19 protein-coding genes are annotated in these 17,112 nt (G+C 47.5%); 12 read left to right on the top strand and 7 right to left on the bottom strand.

What is annotated here, in order from left to right:
• Positions 1–86 precede the first annotated feature (86 nt).
• Both QUB24_RS02125 and QUB24_RS02120 read left to right on the top strand, forming a co-directional pair.
• The gene (locus QUB24_RS02125; RefSeq protein WP_333150164.1) at positions 87–299 is read left to right on the top strand and encodes an Hfq-related RNA-binding protein; all 213 of its coding nucleotides are present in this window, start codon (positions 87–89) and stop codon (positions 297–299) included.
• Positions 300–315: 16 nt separating this feature from the next.
• Positions 316–564 (top strand): hypothetical protein, encoded by a 249-nt coding sequence (locus tag QUB24_RS02120; RefSeq protein WP_333150161.1) that lies wholly within the window; start codon positions 316–318, stop codon positions 562–564.
• Here the strand turns inward: QUB24_RS02120 and QUB24_RS02115 are convergent.
• Positions 554–2,869, bottom strand: coding sequence for a cation:proton antiporter (locus QUB24_RS02115; RefSeq protein ID WP_333150159.1), 2,316 nt, complete (start codon positions 2,867–2,869; stop codon positions 554–556). The two genes, QUB24_RS02120 and QUB24_RS02115, sit on opposite strands and share 11 nt — an antisense overlap.
• 118 nt (positions 2,870–2,987) lie before the next feature.
• On the opposite strand from QUB24_RS02115, the gene QUB24_RS02110 reads away from it, so the two are divergent.
• The 3 genes from QUB24_RS02110 to QUB24_RS02100 all read left to right on the top strand — a co-directional run bounded on the left by QUB24_RS02110 (position 2,988) and on the right by QUB24_RS02100 (position 6,167).
• A complete protein-coding gene (locus tag QUB24_RS02110) occupies positions 2,988–4,082 on the top strand; it encodes an acyltransferase (protein ID WP_333150157.1) in 1,095 nt (364 codons plus the stop codon).
• 226 nt (positions 4,083–4,308) lie between these two features.
• Entirely contained in the window at positions 4,309–5,370 is a 1,062-nt protein-coding gene (locus QUB24_RS02105; RefSeq protein ID WP_333150156.1) for an NADH:flavin oxidoreductase/NADH oxidase, read from the top strand.
• 59 nt (positions 5,371–5,429) lie between these two features.
• Complete coding sequence (locus QUB24_RS02100; protein WP_333150153.1) at positions 5,430–6,167, top strand: SDR family oxidoreductase; 738 nt, start codon at positions 5,430–5,432, stop codon at positions 6,165–6,167.
• Here QUB24_RS02100 and QUB24_RS02095 read toward each other — a convergent pair.
• A complete protein-coding gene (locus tag QUB24_RS02095; RefSeq protein ID WP_333150151.1) occupies positions 6,139–6,336 on the bottom strand; it encodes a hypothetical protein in 198 nt (65 codons plus the stop codon). The two genes, QUB24_RS02100 and QUB24_RS02095, sit on opposite strands and share 29 nt — an antisense overlap.
• On the opposite strand from QUB24_RS02095, the gene QUB24_RS02090 reads away from it, so the two are divergent.
• The 5 genes from QUB24_RS02090 (at position 6,335) to QUB24_RS02070 (ending at position 11,798) form a co-directional block, all read left to right on the top strand.
• On the top strand, positions 6,335–7,240 hold the full coding sequence (locus QUB24_RS02090; RefSeq protein WP_333150149.1) for a D-hexose-6-phosphate mutarotase: 906 nt from the start codon (positions 6,335–6,337) through the stop codon (positions 7,238–7,240). The genes QUB24_RS02095 and QUB24_RS02090 overlap by 2 nt on opposite strands.
• A 332-nt stretch (positions 7,241–7,572) precedes the next feature.
• Positions 7,573–9,099, top strand: coding sequence for a phosphomannomutase/phosphoglucomutase (locus QUB24_RS02085; RefSeq protein ID WP_333150147.1), 1,527 nt, complete (start codon positions 7,573–7,575; stop codon positions 9,097–9,099).
• 52 nt (positions 9,100–9,151) lie between these two features.
• Positions 9,152–9,379, top strand: a complete 228-nt coding sequence (locus QUB24_RS02080) for a hypothetical protein (RefSeq protein ID WP_333150145.1) — start codon at positions 9,152–9,154, stop codon at positions 9,377–9,379.
• Between the two features lie 733 nt (positions 9,380–10,112).
• The gene (locus tag QUB24_RS02075) at positions 10,113–11,054 is read left to right on the top strand and encodes a M23 family metallopeptidase (RefSeq protein WP_333150143.1); all 942 of its coding nucleotides are present in this window, start codon (positions 10,113–10,115) and stop codon (positions 11,052–11,054) included.
• A 207-nt stretch (positions 11,055–11,261) separates the two neighbouring features.
• The gene (locus QUB24_RS02070; RefSeq protein ID WP_006631395.1) at positions 11,262–11,798 is read left to right on the top strand and encodes a late competence development ComFB family protein; all 537 of its coding nucleotides are present in this window, start codon (positions 11,262–11,264) and stop codon (positions 11,796–11,798) included.
• Positions 11,799–12,043: 245 nt separating this feature from the next.
• On the opposite strand, the gene psb29 is transcribed toward QUB24_RS02070, so the two are convergent.
• Complete coding sequence (gene psb29 / locus QUB24_RS02065) at positions 12,044–12,757, bottom strand: photosystem II biogenesis protein Psp29 (protein ID WP_333150141.1); 714 nt, start codon at positions 12,755–12,757, stop codon at positions 12,044–12,046.
• 7 nt (positions 12,758–12,764) lie between these two features.
• Positions 12,765–12,893, bottom strand: a complete 129-nt coding sequence (locus QUB24_RS02060) for a hypothetical protein (RefSeq protein ID WP_333150139.1) — start codon at positions 12,891–12,893, stop codon at positions 12,765–12,767.
• Positions 12,894–13,097: 204 nt separating this feature from the next.
• Here QUB24_RS02060 and QUB24_RS02055 point away from each other — a divergent pair, with 204 nt between their 5' ends.
• Entirely contained in the window at positions 13,098–13,718 is a 621-nt protein-coding gene (locus tag QUB24_RS02055) for a chromophore lyase CpcT/CpeT (RefSeq protein WP_333150137.1), read from the top strand.
• A gap of 244 nt (positions 13,719–13,962) precedes the next feature.
• Here QUB24_RS02055 and QUB24_RS02050 read toward each other — a convergent pair whose 3' ends face one another.
• On the bottom strand, positions 13,963–14,325 hold the full coding sequence (locus QUB24_RS02050; RefSeq protein ID WP_006631392.1) for an STAS domain-containing protein: 363 nt from the start codon (positions 14,323–14,325) through the stop codon (positions 13,963–13,965).
• Between the two features lie 57 nt (positions 14,326–14,382).
• The gene (hemF, locus tag QUB24_RS02045) at positions 14,383–15,426 is read right to left on the bottom strand and encodes an oxygen-dependent coproporphyrinogen oxidase (protein ID WP_333150135.1); all 1,044 of its coding nucleotides are present in this window, start codon (positions 15,424–15,426) and stop codon (positions 14,383–14,385) included.
• Between the two features lie 281 nt (positions 15,427–15,707).
• Here hemF and QUB24_RS02040 point away from each other — a divergent pair, with 281 nt between their 5' ends.
• Positions 15,708–16,778, top strand: coding sequence for an Mrp/NBP35 family ATP-binding protein (locus QUB24_RS02040; protein ID WP_006631390.1), 1,071 nt, complete (start codon positions 15,708–15,710; stop codon positions 16,776–16,778).
• 54 nt (positions 16,779–16,832) lie between these two features.
• On the opposite strand, the gene QUB24_RS02035 is transcribed toward QUB24_RS02040, so the two are convergent.
• Positions 16,833–17,112: hypothetical protein (locus QUB24_RS02035; RefSeq protein WP_333150133.1), on the bottom strand; the 280-nt coding region annotated here is incomplete at its 5' end.

The raw sequence follows: 17,112 nt of genomic DNA, 5'->3' as shown, positions 1-17,112 counted from the left end.
GCGCTTGTAATTCTGCCAGTAAGGGTTAAACGCTATAAACAGAAGAATATGGTTTAAGGTAATATTTGACTATATTTTTCTGAACTATGTCTGAATTTGAAACCGGATTGCCCAGCGTTCGCTTAATACAAAGCTACATCAAAGACAAAAAACAGGTGGAGATCAAACTCCTGACCGGCGACTTAGTAGCGGGCAGAATTTTTTGGCAGGATAATAGCTGCATTTGCCTCCTCGATCCCTCAGAAACACAAATTCTGATCTCGCGGCCAGCAATTGCTTATCTCAAACCCAACGGCTGAGAGTGGGACATGGGGCATGGGGCATGGGGCATGGGGCATCGGGCATCGGGCATCGGGCATCGGCCAAACAGGGCATGGGGCATGGGCATCGGGCATCGGGCATCGGGCATCGGGCATCGGGCATCGGGCATTGTTGACTGTTCGCTGGAAAGCTCACCACAGTCAACAGTCAACAGTCAACAGTCAACTGCCAACTGCCAACTGCCAACTGCCAACTGCCAACTGCCAACTGCCAACTGCCAACTGCCAACTGACTAATCGCTAAACAGCTTTTCACTGACTTGGGCCTTGACCAACGGCAGCTTTAAAGCAGGTTGCGGCACCGGTGGTGAGGCCGTCCGCTGCATCAAGCCGAGCTCGTAGAAGCCGCCGCACAGCAGCAAACGATCGCCTTCTTGCAAATTGCTACTTCCGTCGGGCCAGCGAGTAAATTTCCCTTCCCGGCGGATAGCCCGCACCTGCACCCCGTACTGGCCGAGCACATCTACCTCTGACAGTTTTTTGCCCGCCCAAGGGCTGTTTGCTGGCAGCCTCAGCCACTGGCAAGAACTGTCGCCCTGCGGGACTGCAACTTCCCCTTTCGCCAGCAACTCAAAACTGATGAGTTCTTCCGGTTCTCCCACTACAAAAAGTCGATCGCCCGACTGCAAAGCTGTCTTCCCGTTGGGATAATCAATTTCCTCGCCATTCTCGCGGACGATCGCCATCACGCTAACCCCTGTCAACTGGCGCAGGTTAGTTTCTTCCAGAGTCATGCTGGCGATGGGAGAACCCGACGGCAAGTTGTACCACTCGCTGTTCATATCTCGAACCGCCACTTTCAAATCCCGCGAAATCGCCAAAGGTTCGCGCGGTGGCCGCAATTCCAGATAGCGGCTGCTGCGAATTTGCTGCACATCCCGCCCGATCGCCATTGCGGAGAGCCCCATACCAGCCAGCAAGTGGGAAGACAGTTCTAAACTGGCTTCAAACTCCGGCTGCACGACTTCCCAGGCCCCCAGTTGGTAAAGCAGTTCGATGTCTTTATCTTGGTTCGCGCACACCACAATATCCAAATCCGGGACTAATTCTAAAGCCCGCTTCAGACACAAGCGAGTGCTCATGGGATCGGGAAGGGCGATCGCCATTGCTTTTGCCCGTTCCACCCGCGCGGCTTCCAATACGTGCCAACTGGCAGCATTCCCGTAAATGTAAGGAATTCCTTGGACTCTGCACTCTTGAATTCTACTTTCTGACTCATCGATCACCACAACTGAACAGTTGCGGCTTTGCAGCATTTTGACTAAAATTCTGCCGACTCGCCCGTAGCCGCAAACCACAACATAATTTTGTTCCGGCAAAGTTTCAGCTATTGCCACAGGTTGAGATGTTTCGTCAAAATAGCGCTGCAAAGGCCCGAAATTTTCCGCCCATTTCAATAACTGTGGCACGCTTCTCAACACAAACGGAGTCAGCACGAGGGTGACGGCTGTCGTTCCTAAAATTAACAGGTAAACGTTCCGCGAAACCAGCCCCATAGCTTGGCCGGCACTAGCGAGTACAAAGGAGAATTCTCCTATTTGAGCTAAGCCCAAACCTGCGATTAATGCTGTTTTTAGCGGATAGCCAAATAGTCGGACGATCGGCGTTATAATCAAGAATTTGCCGACAAATACTATAAATACCAGTCCCAGAATTACTTCTAGATGGTTCCACAGAAACACCGGATCGATTAACATTCCGATGGTGACAAAAAATAAGGATGCAAAAATATCTCGCAAAGGCTCGACATAAGTTAGAGTTTGGTCGGCATATTCCACCTCGGAAATCATTAAACCCGCCACAAATGCGCCCATCTCGATCGAAAAACCCAAATATTCTGTCAGCAGCGCAATCCCTAAAGCCAACACCACAACTCCCAGCAAAAACAGTTCCCGACTTTCTGTTTTCGCCAAATAGCGCAGCAACTGCGGTACCATCCAAATGCCCGCGACTACAGCACCGATCGCAAATAACCCGATCCGCAGCAGGGCCCACGCTACCGTCATGCCGATCTCTTCTGCTGGCTGATTGAGTGCCGGCAAAACTGCTAGCATTAGCCCCAAAGCCAAATCTTGAACTACTAATATTCCCAGCATGACTTGACCGTGGGAAGTACCGCCTTCATTGCGTTCCATCAAGCACTTGAGTACAACGGCGGTCGAAGAAAGTGACAGAATCGATCCTAAAAACACGCCTTGGGCGGGGGATTCTACCCAGCCTACAGCCAAGGAAATTGCAGTAGTAATGGCGATCGTCAGCACAATTTGCAAGCCCCCCCCGCCCAAACTAATGGCTTTTACTTTCTGGAGTTCGGCGAAAGAAAATTCCACTCCCAAGGCAAATAACAGAAAGGCAACCCCAAATTCAGCCAGGGTGTCTACCTGAATTAATTCTTTAATCAGCCCCAAACCTGCCGGCCCAACTACGATCCCTCCCAGCAGGTAGCCGAGAATTACCGGCTGCCGCAACAGCGATGCAAAGAGTCCTCCTGCTGCGGCAGCAGCGAGAACTAGAACTAAGTCAACGATCAGTCGGAAGTCTTCTTGCACAACTTTATGAAAAAAGTATAAAGTTATATTATAGTATCTAATGTGTTGACTATGTTTGGCGCGTTGACTATAGTTGAGGAACAAGCACAACGGCCACCCTTGACCCAGGTATTTTCTCATGGCACAGAGTTCAACTGCTCACAAAAAGCTTAACCTCTTGCAAGTTTATCGAGGGATTGCGGCTGTATTAGTGGTAATGTTTCACCTCACCGATATGAGCGCCGAGAGATTAAATCAAGTTACTTTTTTTAATTTATTTCAGGCGGGGTGGAGCGGTGTAGATTACTTTTTTGTATTGAGCGGTTTCATAATGGTGTATGTTCACCGATCGGCGATCGGTAAAAAAGACCAGTTAAAATCTTTTTTAGTCAAGCGCGCCGTGAGAATTTATCCGATATACTGGATAATGACTCTCACAGTTTTGTGTTTTTTTCTAGTAATTCCCGGTTTTGCTAACAATAAAGATTTAGGTTTGGGACAGGTAATTGTTTCGCTGCTCTTGATTCCTCAAAATGACAAGCCCATTCTCGATGTAGGTTGGACTTTAATTTACGAATTATATTTTTACTTCCTGTTCAGTATAGCTATCTGGTTCAAACCAAAACATTCTGTACCGATACTTTCGACTTGGCTATTTGTCACGATTCTACATTTTTGTAAAATTATAAACTTTCCCAAATCTTTTTTCTTGCTAAATCAACTATTTGGCAATATGAATCTAGAATTTGTTTTGGGCTGCTTGGCTGCCTATATGGTGATTAAATATAACAATAAGATCGGTAAGTACAGGTGGATATTGTTTGGAATAGCAAATTTAGGATATGTTATTTTAGGAATGGTCGTCGCATGGGGAAACATAGAGTTTGAGCGCGTCACAACTTTTGCAGTGCTAGCAGCTATGTTAATCATTGCTGCTACCTCGATCGACCTCAAGGAGTCCCCGAAAATTCCTGCTATTTTAATTTTCTTGGGAGATGCCTCATACTCGATATTTTTGACCCACGGGCCGCTGATTTCAGCAAGTACAAAAATTCTGCAAAAGGCGAATTTAGCAAAATATTTCGACGGTTTCTTTGCTCCGGCTCTACTGGCAGTGTTCGCCGTAGTTTTCGGTTGCATATTCTACTCTTTGATAGAAAAACCCTTGACAGTTTTTCTGCGGAAAAATATTGTTGAAAGAATGTTTCGTCCCAAAGCAGAAGGCCGAATTTAAAAAATCCGAAGGTTGGGCGCCGTTGGAAGCTAAGAATCCCGATACTGTCTGCTGTGAAATTAATCTCCTTCTAACGGGTTATTGTTACTTTCGGACTCCCAAGCCTAAACTGTGATTTTATTCCTCAAAAACGCAGTCAGTCGAGATATTTGAGCTGTATAGTGAAAAGCCCTCGGATGCCCCAGATTATGGGGATTATGGACAGCCATCTCACGCATTTACAACCATGTCCCATTTATTTGAGCCATTCGATCAACGTGGCGTTAGCTTCCGAAATCGCATTGCAGTTTCTCCCATGTGTCAATATTCCAGTGTTGATGGGTTCGCGAATGATTGGCATCTGGTTCATCTCGTCAGTCGAGCCGTAGGAGGGGCAGGGCTGGTGATGACTGAAGCAGCAGCAGTCGAGCCTGAAGGACGAATTACGCCGCAAGATTTGGGAATCTGGCAAGATGCTCACATTGAAATGCTGGCGCGAATCGTCGAGTTAATTCACCGCAACGGTGCGGTTGCTGGAATTCAACTTGCTCATGCAGGTCGAAAAGCCAGTACAGCACTTCCGTGGGATGGCGGGGATGTGCTTTTGGAATCTCAAGGGGGATGGACTTCGATCGCCCCTAGCGCCATTCCATTTGAACCCGATAGCCCCGCCCCGATCGCTGTGAGTATCGAAGACATTCAAAAGCAGACGACACTCTTTGTGAACGCAGCCCAACGCGCCCTCGAAGCCGGATTTGACGTAATCGAGATTCATGCGGCTCACGGCTACCTACTGCATGAATTTATGTCTCCCTTGAGCAATCAACGGACTGATGACTATGGGGGAAGTTTTGATCATCGCATCCGGTTTTTATGTGAAGTCGTGCAAGCAGTGCGAAATGTTTTGCCCGATCGAACACCGCTTTGGGTTCGCATCTCTGCAACCGATTGGGTTCCAAATGGTTGGGACATTGAACAAAGTATTGCACTCAGCGATAAATTAAAGTCACTGGGTGTTGATTTAATCGATTGTTCATCAGGGGCAATTGTACCGGGTGAAAAGATTCCGACGGGTGCAGGTTATCAAACTATTTTTGCCGATCGCATTCGACGCGAAGCCAACATCGCCACCGGAGCCGTTGGTATGATTACTGCACCCGCGCAGGCTGACCACATCATCCGTACAGGTCAAGCAGATATGGTATTACTGGCCAGAGAACTGCTGCGCGATCCTTATTGGCCGATGCGGGCAGCGAAGCAACTACGTCAATCAGTGCCTGCTCCTATTCAATACGATCGCGCTTGGTAATTAAGCGAATTTGCGATCGATTTTAGGTCAGCCGATTTAATCAATTAACAGGAGTGAATATGTCTGAAATTCAAAACAAGGTTGTCATCATTACAGGAGCAAGTAGCGGTTTAGGTGAAGCCACCGCTCATCGTTTAGCCGCCAGCGGAGCCAAACTGATGCTTGCTGCGCGCCGCGAAGATAGACTCAAGGACTTGGTGGCTGCAATCGAAAAAACAGGTGGCACAGTTGCCTATCGAGTCACCGATGTGGCCGATCGCGCCCAGATGCAAGCATTGGCAGACGCAACGCTGGAAACCTATGGACGCATTGATGTTCTGGTCAACAATGCGGGTTTAATGCCACTGTCTCCCCTTGACCAGATTAAGGTCGATGAGTGGGATCAAATGATTGATGTCAACATTAAAGGCGTGCTTTACGGCATCGCTGCGGTGCTCCCGACTATGCGCCAACAGAAGTCCGGGCACGTAATCAACTTGTCGTCTGTTGCAGGACATAAAGTATTTCCGGCAGGGGCAGTTTACTGTGCTACCAAGTATGCCGTGCGAGCAATTTCCGAAGGGCTGCGACTGGAGTCAAATGGTGAAATTCGTTCTACCAACATTTCACCGGGTGCGGTTGCGACTGAGTTAACCAGTACCATCTCTCATGGTGATACGGCATCAGGGGTGAATCAGTTGTATTCAGTCGCCATTGATGCGGATGCGATCGCCCGGGCCATTGCCTATGCCATTGAGCAACCCGGTGATGTGGATGTCAACGAAATGATCATCCGTCCGACTCGTCAGGAGTTGTAAAGTGGGGCGAATGAAAGTCGATCGACTCTCCATTGAATACGGATTCTCTGACTGCATCGTTCTGCATCGTTGTGTCGATCGCACCTTCCCTCGTCCAACCCAACAATCTAATCAATCTAGCCACCATAATATCGGATAATTGTAAAGCAATTAACCAAGCTAACAGCATGAGTATTGACCACTTAAACACAGACTACGGCATTGCCGGCCACCTCACCTTCGCCACGGGAAACGGTGGTTTCCCGATGATTCACATCGACAACGGTCAAGCCAAAGCCTTAATTTCTGTGTATTCCGGTCAAGTGCTATCCTTTCAACCAGCCACAGAAACCACAGACTTGATGTTCCTCAGCGACAAAGCCTACTATGCCGAAGGGAAAGCCATCAAAGGCGGTATACCCATCTGTTGGCCTTGGTTTGGCCCAGATCCCGAAGCCTTGGGGCGTCCGAGTCATGGGTTTGTGCGGAATCGCCTCTGGAATGTGCTAGAAACCGCCACAACCCCCGACGGCGCCACCAAAGTCACTCTCGGACTCAAGGATACCGATGAAACTAGAGCAATTTGGCCTATCGCCTTTGAACTGGCGATCGTAATTACGATCGGCACCAGCCTCACTGTAGAATTAATCACCCGCAATCTAGGCGACAAAGCATTTCCCCTCACCCAAGCTTTCCACACCTATTTCCAAGTCGGCGATATCAACCGCGTGCAGGTTTTAGGCTTAGAAAATAGCCAGTATCTTGATAAAGCCGATGGTGGTGTCGAAAAAACTCAAGTGGGTGCAGTGGTAGTAACAGGTGAAGTCGATCGCATTTATCTTGATGTCACCAACGAATTAGTCATTGACGATAGCGCCCTAAATCGTCGGATTCGCATTAAATCATCGGGTAGTAAATCCGTCGTAGTGTGGAATCCCTGGGTAACAATTTCTGCAAATATGGCCGACCTGGATGATGCAGATTATCAGCGTTTACTCTGCGTAGAAACGACCAATGCAGCTACAGATATTGTGGAAGTTCCCGCTCATGGTGAGTTCCGCTTGCAGGCAATTTACAGCGTTGAACGCGACTAAGGAATTAGAACTTAATCTTAGCGGTGATGGGGTCAAAATTCCCAGTAAGCGGTTCAACATTTCAATTGGATATTTTGGGCGTTGCTCAAATCCCACCCACAAGACTGGGATTGTTTCTTTAAATACAACTTAAATGCCGATTAGCTGATTGAATTGAAAAACTCTGTCACCCTAATGACTAATAATACCAAATCCCAAATTTCTACCCTGTTTATTTCTTAGTCCGCCAAAGACGTTCGGGTAAGCTGAGTCGAACCGTATAGCTACAGACAAAACTTTGTATGATCGGTTTCAGCCGCCGACTCCGATCTTTTTACTTACCATCAATTATTATGCAAAACTTCAACTGGACAAAACTTCAAAATGGCTCAGACATTCGCGGTATCGCCCTCGAAGGCGTTCCCAATGAAACAGTCAACCTAACGCCAGAAATTGCGACAATCTTAGGTAAATCCTTTGTCAGTTGGCTGGTGCAAAAAGTCCATAAACCAGCGGCAGAATTAACGATCGCGATCGGGCGTGACAGTCGCCTATCAGGGCCAACCTTAATGCAAGCAGTCATGGAGGGAATCACCTCAGTTGGTGCCACCGTGTACGACTTTGACATGGCCTCAACACCCGCCATGTTTATGAGTACCATTACCCCTGGTTTTGATTGCGACGGCGCGATTATGCTCACTGCTAGCCATTTGCCCTTTAATCGCAACGGCTTAAAGTTTTTCACCGCCAAAGGTGGGTTACAAAAACAGGATATTACAGATATTTTAGCACTAGCCCAAAGTAATAATTTTCAGCCCGCCCCATCGCCCGGTAAAATTGTAAAGCATGATTTTATCTCTGTTTATGCTAACCAATTTGTCACAAAAATCCGGGAAGCCGTCAATCACCCCGATAACTTTGAGCAACCACTAACAGGATTAAAAATTGTTGTGGATGCGGGTAATGGTGCTGGCGGTTTTTATGTTGATAAAGTCTTAAAACCTTTAGGTGCAGACACTACGGGCAGTCAGTTTTTAGAACCAGATGGTACTTTCCCCAATCATGTGCCAAATCCCGAAGATAAACAGGCAATGCAGTCAATTTGTCAAGCGGTAATTGAACATAAAGCTGATTTTGGGATTATTTTTGATACCGATGTCGATCGCAGTGCGGCCGTCGATCAAGTTGGCAAGGAACTCAATCGCAATCGCTTAATTGCCTTGATTTCGGCGATCGTATTACAAGAACACCCAGGCTCTACCATTGTCACCGATTCTATCACCTCCGATGGATTAACGCAATTCATCGAACAAGATTTAAAAGGGATTCACCATCGCTTTAAACGCGGCTACAAAAATGTGATTGACGAGTCGATTTGCCTCAATGAAGCCGGCCAGGAATCATGGCTGGCGATTGAAACCTCTGGACATGGAGCTTTGAAAGAAAATTACTTTCTGGATGATGGCGCTTATTTGGTCAGCAAATTATTGATTGAATTGGCTAAGTCAAAGCTAGCAAACCAATCTTTGCCAGATTTAATTGCAAATTTAAAAGAGCCAGAAGAAAGTGCAGAATTTCGGATTAAACTTGGTGTGGATGATTTCAAGGCTCATGGCGATCGGGTTATTGAACAACTGCAACAATTTGTCTCAACGCAAGCAGACTGGAAAATAGTTCCCAATAACTACGAAGGTCTGCGAATTTCCTGCACGTCTGCTAGCGAATCCGGCTGGTTTCTGTTACGCTTATCACTCCATGATCCGGTGATGCCTTTGAATGTTGAGTCTAATGTTAAGGGTGGTGTTGCTCACATAGTGGCTCGGCTTTTAGCGTTTTTCCAAACCACAGAATCCCTTGATTTTTCGGCACTATCGCTCTAACTTTTACTCGTGTCAGACTATTAGTAAACCAAACCCAAGGAGGAATTTAATCATGTGGCTTTTAATCATAAAATGTTCGGCTGCAAGCTGGGATACCCATTCCAAAGCTTTCAAAGCCATTGCTGCCAAATATCCGGCCACGCCTTCCTCTTCCAAAAAGATGAAAGGATCTGGTCAACGCATCATGGAATATCAGCTTGAGAATGTCAACGATGTAGAGGAATTTATGGAAGAATGCTTGACCTTAGATGGTTTCACCGCTGCCTTTGAATCTCTATAATTCTAGGTGATAGATTATAGCAATTCTCAATTTTTATCTCATACCATTTTAGATGTGAGATTGAAAAATTGGGAATTAATACTATTTACCCAAAAATCAGGCTACAATAACTAGAGAGTTTGAGGAACGTTCTCGGCAAATAAACTGCCAAGAAAGAATTGATTTAACAGCAGAGGAGTTAAAAATAATTCTGTTGTAGCGCCGTGAACTATAACTAATACCAATTGTTAAAAGTTATGCAACAGTAGCGAGGACTGATAAAATATAATCCCATCCGCTGAGAGATTAAGAGTGTTTCTCTTGAAACTTGAGTTCTCCTAGATTTGTAGTGGAAACGGTAGTGTTAGCGTCTGGCTCAAGCGGGCTTTCCTCCCCGCACTAGAGAAATTTTTATTATTCTTATCACCTCAACTTAAGTATTTATTTAAGTTAGTCTCTCCTCTCCAAATCTTTGACAATCAAGCATCCCGGATACCCGCCACGTGATTCATTCCGAAAGCAGACTCAGGACCGGTGAAATAAAAAACCTGTATCCGATGAAACTTGCCGAACGTATTTATCTCGCGCAAGTCAATGCTTCAATTCTAAAATCTAAAATCTAAAATCTAAAATCTAAAGTCGATTGACCAAGCTTTTTACCTACGGGTGTTTCTCTCGACTTATTACGGATTGCTATAGTTAGTCTAGATAGTTAAAAATATATCAGCGAGACAAAGGTTAAGGACAGCTAGTGATGGTAATGACTGTGAATCGAGACAACTGCGAGCTAAGTACGGAAATAATTACAGGTCGGATTTTGCGGTGGGGGCAGTTGAAAGCAAACCAGCTAACCGCTAGTTCGATCGGGGGAATTGTTGCTGGTATTCTAAGTTTTGCCCTGCCGGTGCAAGCTTTGCAGGTAGTTGTGACGCCGACAAATCCCCAACTGGGAGATACGCTGTCAGTAATGATTCAGGTTGACGGTAACGGCGGGGAAACTCCACAAGTTTCTCTACAGCAAAAAAACTACCCCGCTTTTCCGATCGGCAACGGTCGCTTTCGGGCCCTGCTACCGACGACGCCGCTAGAGAAACCCGGTGCCCGCCTTCTTCAAGTCGCAGGTGACGGACAAGTGCAGAAGTTGAGCGTGCAAGTGCGCGATCGAAATTTTCCTACTCAATCCATCTGGCTACCGCCTGGGAAAGACAGCGAAGGTACAGATGCTGAATTCGATCGCGTAGACGCATTTAAAGCACTCGTGACACCCGAAAAATTTTGGGACGGCAAATTGTTGCGCCCCAACTCCGGCGAAATTACCACTATTTACGGGGTGCGACGTTATTATAATGGGGTATTTGCTCAAGACTACTACCACCGCGGCGTTGATTATGCGGGTGCTTACGGTTCCCCTGTAGTCGCACCAGCAGCAGGTCGGGTATCTCTAGTGGGACGCGAATCCCAAGGGTTCAAAATCCACGGGAATGTCGTGGGTATTGACCACGGTCAGGGGGTAGCAAGTATTTTGATGCACCTGGCCCGGATTGATGTCAAGGAAGGCGATGTCGTGAAACCAGGTCAAGTAATTGGTACTCTGGGGTCAACGGGGGCTTCCACAGGCCCTCACCTGCATTGGGGACTTTACGTGCATGGGCAGGCCGTCGATCCTGTACCTTGGCGGCTTCAGGGAGTTGAGTAGGAGTTTTTACAGGTTTTGACGGATTTATCAGTCAATTATGGGGTAAGTTTGTGGCTGGGGTGTGCAGATAACTTTATGGGTTATCAGTATTGAGTTAGGATTTGTATAAAAATTCTCAACTCAACTCTCAAAACTCGAATCTCAAGACGCTAACAATCGCGTCTTCACAAAACTTTATTGATGATGCCGTTGAGCGGGGACGCATATATGAGTATTGAAAAAATTGTTGAACAGGCTTTGCAGGATGGCTATTTAACGCCGTCTATGGAAGCTGAGGTGGGACGGATCTGCAATACGGCTTCGGAATTGTCGATCGAAGAGTACATGGCTCTCGATCGTCTGATGGGCTCTTTGTTGACTGGGGAAGTGGTGGTTCTGCCACGCAAACAGTTCATCAACGTGATGGAAGAGTTGGTGCTCAGCGATGCGATCGCTAGGGTGGCCGAAATTGAGGCGACGAGCGACCTGAGTCTGGATGTGGGAGATATTGCAGCTTATGCTTTAAATAGGCTGCCACCTCTGTACGCTACGACGGAAGAGGGAGCTCACTTTCAAAGGGCTAGGGCTAAAGAGCAACTTCACGATTTGATTTCCAAAGAAGTCAATGCAGCGATCGCCCGCAACTTGGACAGGCCCGACACCCCAAACCCCACAGCTTTGGGCAAGTCTTCTGGAAACGAAGTTCTTTCACAGCTAAGCACTTGGCTGCAAGCTAACGCCACTAATTTTGAACCCCAGCCTTAGTACCACCCCAACAGCTCTATTTATGGTTAAGTTGATCCCGCTCAATTCAGAAAGCGGGATTTTTAGTTTCTGAGCCAGCAAGATTCATCTGAAGGCAGAAGCCCGAAGGCAGAAGCCAGAATTCAAGAACAAAAAATTAAAATTTAAGAGTTTTCTTTATTTCTTACCTAAAAAAAATCTCTCCTCTTTCTTCCTTCTTCCTTCTTCCTTCTTCCTTCTTCCTTCTTCCTTCTTCTTTCAAACGATTAATTGCTGCTGTCAGAAGACTCAGCCGAAGGGCCAGCGGTAACTTTTGTCTCTCGTTTTTCGCGTTTTTTCCGTTCCGCTTGGATGACATCTTGAAGCACTATTCGCGCTTGGGCCATTTTTTCCAAATTGCTGCGGTACAAATCTAAATCTTTGCTAACTTTGTCTTCTGGCAGGTGCAAGGCCGCACTGACTTTGGCGATCGCGTCGTTTCGCGTGTCTTGGTCTTTTACTAAGTTAGGGTCAGCTTTTTCTAATAGCGAGAACAAACCGATCGCGAACAAGCGGCTGTACTTAAATTGAGGGTTGCTGGCGATCGCCCCTAAAGACGCTTGCAAATCCGCTGTATCTTCAAAGCTGGTCGAGCGATCAAGCCACGAGAGCAACTCTTGGCCGGAAAGTCTATCCGCCAAGCTTTCCAATCGCTGAGCGTCTTGCTTGTAGCGCTCTGGATCGTCTTCTAGGGACTTGCATAAAGCGTTAAAAATTGAAAGTCTGTCTGCTTCTGGGGCGTACCCAAGCATGAATCGATCAAAAGCGGTCACTACACCCAAAGCATAAATCGGGTCGTATTGAAAATCGGCATTCGCCGAAAGCAAGTGCATTTCTACCATCAACTCTTCCACCACTCGACGGTAAATTGAGTTGATCGGTCGAGTGTGAATCGTATAGAAACTTCGCTTAGTATCTGAAACAGTACGGTTATTGTTCACCTGAGTCTTATAGATAAATAATTTTGCCGTAGCGGGCGTGCCTGCGCGGCGTGAGTAAAGTCGGGGTAGTCAATTCGGCGATCAGGCTGACAAAATTTGCCAGTTTTTTAAGGGTTGCGGCCGGATTGCGAGACAAAATTTTCTCAAAAATATTTTACGCGCGATCGGCAGCAACAATTAATATGTCGCCATAGGAGGGAAAAACCCCAGTATCTTTACAATCATAGCTTAGCTGGGATCGCTCATAAATCTAATCTTCTGACTTGCCCAGCCTAGATATGGCTTTCCATATCACAATAACTTTTTTTTGTCAACCATACTCGTGAAAAATCAAACAAACATGACACTTTCTCCTGAATTAATAGCTTTAGCCCAGTACATGGCGGGCGAATTTGACAACCGGGAACAAGCGCTAGCAGAGCCGGCGTGGTACGTCCACCTTCGTATGTGGCAAAGACCACTACCCGTTCCTTTATTTTCCGAACCCAGCATTGCCCTGTTTGCCGAACAAGCCAACATTCTGGAATTAGACAAGCCATACCGCCCCCGCATCGTGCAACTGAGGCACTCACAGATAGCGCCAGGACTGATTGAAGCTCAGTATTATATGTTTAACGACATTACAGCCGTCAAAGGAGCCGGTTGCAACCCCGACTTGCTTGGAAAGCTAACGAAGGAGCAAATCCAACTCCTCCCCGGCTGCACCCTGTCGGTTGCAGTGGAAAATTTAGCCTCAAACGGCTATCGATTTCGGGCATCTTTGCCGGAGGGCACTCGCTGCGGCTTTGCCTACGGGGGGCAAAATTACCAAGTAGACTTGGGATTTGAAGCCGCAGGCGAGGAATTTCTCAGCTACGACAAAGGAATAAGCCCCACGACAGGCAAGGCTATCTGGGGAGCTTTAATGGGCCCTTTTAGATTTGTCAAGCGTCAGGATTTTGCTGCTGAGATATTGGTTTGAAGCAAGAAGCAACAACAAACAAGGAAGAAAAATTTAGCTATCTAGGATAGAAGGCAAGACTTTACCTTGACCTATTCTTCTACTTTAGTGTTTTGGTGAACCTCTCAACCTCTCAAGAAAGGAAGAAAGCATAAGGAAGCTGGCAAGAATTTACCTGCTTCCTGTTCTTGTGCAGGGTTCCGGCGCTTTTTGTGAGCCTCAAGCTTAAATTGCGCTTACACCGCCAGCGATGTAAGCCCAGTGGTCAACTTGCGCGCGGCACCCCCTCTAGAGCTTCTTCTTCCGTTTCAAAGATTTCAAACACAGAATCCATCATGGTGACTTCAAACACCAGTTTGGCTTCGGGATGAACATTGCAAATGCGGAAACTTCCCTTAACTTTATCCGCATCCCGCATACCTGCTACAAGTGAGGTCAGGCCAGAGCTATCGATAAAGTTAACCTGACCAAGATTCACTACAACATGGCGGCTAAGTTTGGAAATACACTCTTGCAACTTGAGGCGGAATTGCCAAGCTGTAGTGATGTCCAACCGTCCTGTCGGTGCTAAGACGATAACTGTTGTACCGTCTTGAAGCGTGTGGGTTTTTTGATCAATATGAATCACTGACCCTTCCCTCAAATTTATTATCTATCGCGGTGGTTACTGTCCCAGTAGTTTAACTCAGGTCGGTGACTGCTGAGGCATCCAATTCGCCCAATCTTGCGGTTTTAAGAACTTGGAGTAGAGTTCGGCTTCGGGAGAGTTGGGTTCTGGCTCGTAACAATATTCCCAGCGTACCAAAGGTGGCAGGGACATGAGAATCGATTCGGTGCGTCCGTTGGTCTGCAAGCCAAAGGTCGTGCCTCGATCGTACACCAAGTTAAATTCAACGTAACGGCCGCGGCGGTAAAGTTGGAAATTACGCTCGCGCTCGCCGTATTCTTTCGATCGGTGCTTTTCAATAATAGGGGTGTAAGCCGGCAAAAATGCCCTGCCGCAGTCCTGTACAAAAGCGAACAGCGACTCCCAAGTCCTAGGTTCCGGCATCCCGATGTTGTTGCTGCACTCAGCGGCCTTGCCTTTGACATGATGGTCGCGGTAAAGCGCGCCTTGAGCGCTTTGGTAGTCAAAAAACAGACCGCCCACGCCGCGGGTTTCTTGGCGGTGAGGCAGGTAGAAATATTCGTCGCACCAAAGTTTAAATGTCGGATAATATCCGGGATGGTGGCGATCGCAAGCTGCTTTCAGAGTTTTGTGAAAATGAGCTGCATCCTCAGCCAACGGGTAATAAGGAGTCAAATCCACACCGCCACCAAACCACCAAATCGGCCCAGCCTCAAAATAGCGGTAATTTAGGTGAACCGTAGGCAAGTAGGGATTGCGGGGGTGCAGCACCATCGAAGTACCCGTGGCATAGAAATCGTGACCGGCAGCTTCGGGGTGCTTTGCCAGAATCAAAGCGGGCAAACTTTCGCCCCACACTTGGGAAAAATTGACTCCTCCTTGTTCAAACACATCGCCTTCGCGCATGACGCGAGAACGTCCGCCGCCACCTTCGGATCGTTCCCAAGAGTCCTCCTTAAATTTGCCAACGCCATCGAGCTGTTCGAGGGATTGACAAATTTCGTCTTGTAGGGTTTTCATAAATTGGCTGACTCTAGCTCTAGAGTCAGCGGGCGGCAAAAACGGGGAAGTGGCGGTTTTAAGTGTGGTAGAAACTGTCATCCGATTTAAGATTTAAGATTTTAGATTTTAGATTGAAGAATTGCGACCACGGATCAATTCGGGGATTGTGACCAAATTGCTTTCGGTCGTAGAAATTCTTGCCGAGGGCATTTGAGTTTGAGATTGACCGTGAGTCCCAAATCCTGTCGTCATGTAATTATGCCACCGTAGGTCTGCAAATGATCGCTATGAAGTTACATTAAAAAATAGCAATAAAAATATACTTAAACCTGCGATCGAAAATTCGCTAACCCAATTGCAGAGCTATGGTGGAGAACACAATGCCCAATACACTCGATGTTAGTTCAGTCTTAGAAATCCTGCGACCCGTGCAAGACCCCGAACTGCAAAAGAGTTTGGTGGAATTGAACATGATTCGTAACATAAAAATTGACGGCGGTGTCGTCAGTTTTACTTTAGTGCTGACAACGCCTGCTTGCCCGCTGCGAGAATTTATTGTCGAAGATTGCCAAAAAGCGGTCAAACAGTTGCCAGGAGTCGAAAAAGTGGCGGTGGAGGTGACAGCCGAGACGCCACAGCAAAAGGGAGTGGTCGATCGCCAAGGCATTGAAGGCGTTAAAAATATTATCGCAATTTCCAGCGGCAAAGGCGGCGTCGGCAAAAGCACGGTGGCGGTAAATGTGGCAGTAGCGCTGGCGCAAACCGGCGCTAAGGTGGGTTTGCTGGATGCCGATATCTATGGGCCCAATGACCCAACAATGTTGGGTCTGGGGGACGCGAAAGTGATGGTTAGGGACGGGAAAAGCGGGGAAAGCCTCGAACCCGCCTTTAATTACGGCGTCAAATTAGTGTCGATGGCGTTTTTAATTGACAAAGACCAACCCGTGATTTGGCGCGGCCCGATGTTGAACGGGATCATTCGGCAATTCCTCTATCAGGTGAATTGGGGCGATTTAGACTATCTGATTGTCGATATGCCTCCGGGTACTGGAGACGCGCAGTTGACGATGGCGCAAGCGGTGCCGATGGCTGGTGTCGTGATCGTGACGACGCCGCAGACTGTGGCTTTGTTGGACTCCCGCAAGGGGTTAAAGATGTTCCAGCAGTTGGGAGTGTCGGTGTTGGGAATTGTGGAAAATATGAGCTATTTTGTGCCGCCGGATATGCCCGACAAGCAATACGATATTTTCGGTTCTGGTGGCGGGGAAAAGACTGCTGCTGAGTTGGGAGTGCCGCTGTTAGGCCGCATTCCGCTGGAAATTCCGTTGCGGGAAGGTGGCGATTCGGGGGTCCCGATCGTGGTGGGACAACCGGGTTCTGCTTCAGCTAGGGAGTTGCGGGCGATCGCGGGTCGCATTGCGGGTAAAGTTTCCGTAGCAGCCTTAGCCTAACTCACATCTTGGATTGTTAATCAGCTTTTGATGGGCGGGCGTCCCGCCCAACCCCTACTCCCCACAAGAAACCTGTGAGTGTTTGTGGAACAGGCAAGATGCCTGTTGAATTTGTGGAACAGGCAAGATGCCTGTTGAATTTGTGGAACAGGCATCTTGCCTGTGAGTGTTTGTGGAACAGGCATCTTGCCTGTTGAATTTGTGGAACAGGCATCTTGCCTGTTGAATTTGTGGAACAGGCATCTTGCCTGTGAGTGTTTGTGGAACAGGCATCTTGCCTGTGAGTGTTTGTGGAACAGGCATCTTGCCTGTGAGTGTTTGTGGAACAGGCATC

It is taken from the genome of Microcoleus sp. B9-D4, assembly GCF_036705105.1.
In the GTDB taxonomy this organism is placed as follows: Bacteria; Cyanobacteriota; Cyanobacteriia; order Cyanobacteriales; family Microcoleaceae; genus Microcoleus.
The sequence above is the reverse complement of the archived record's forward strand: the minus strand, read 5'-3'. Positions and strand labels throughout refer to the sequence as shown.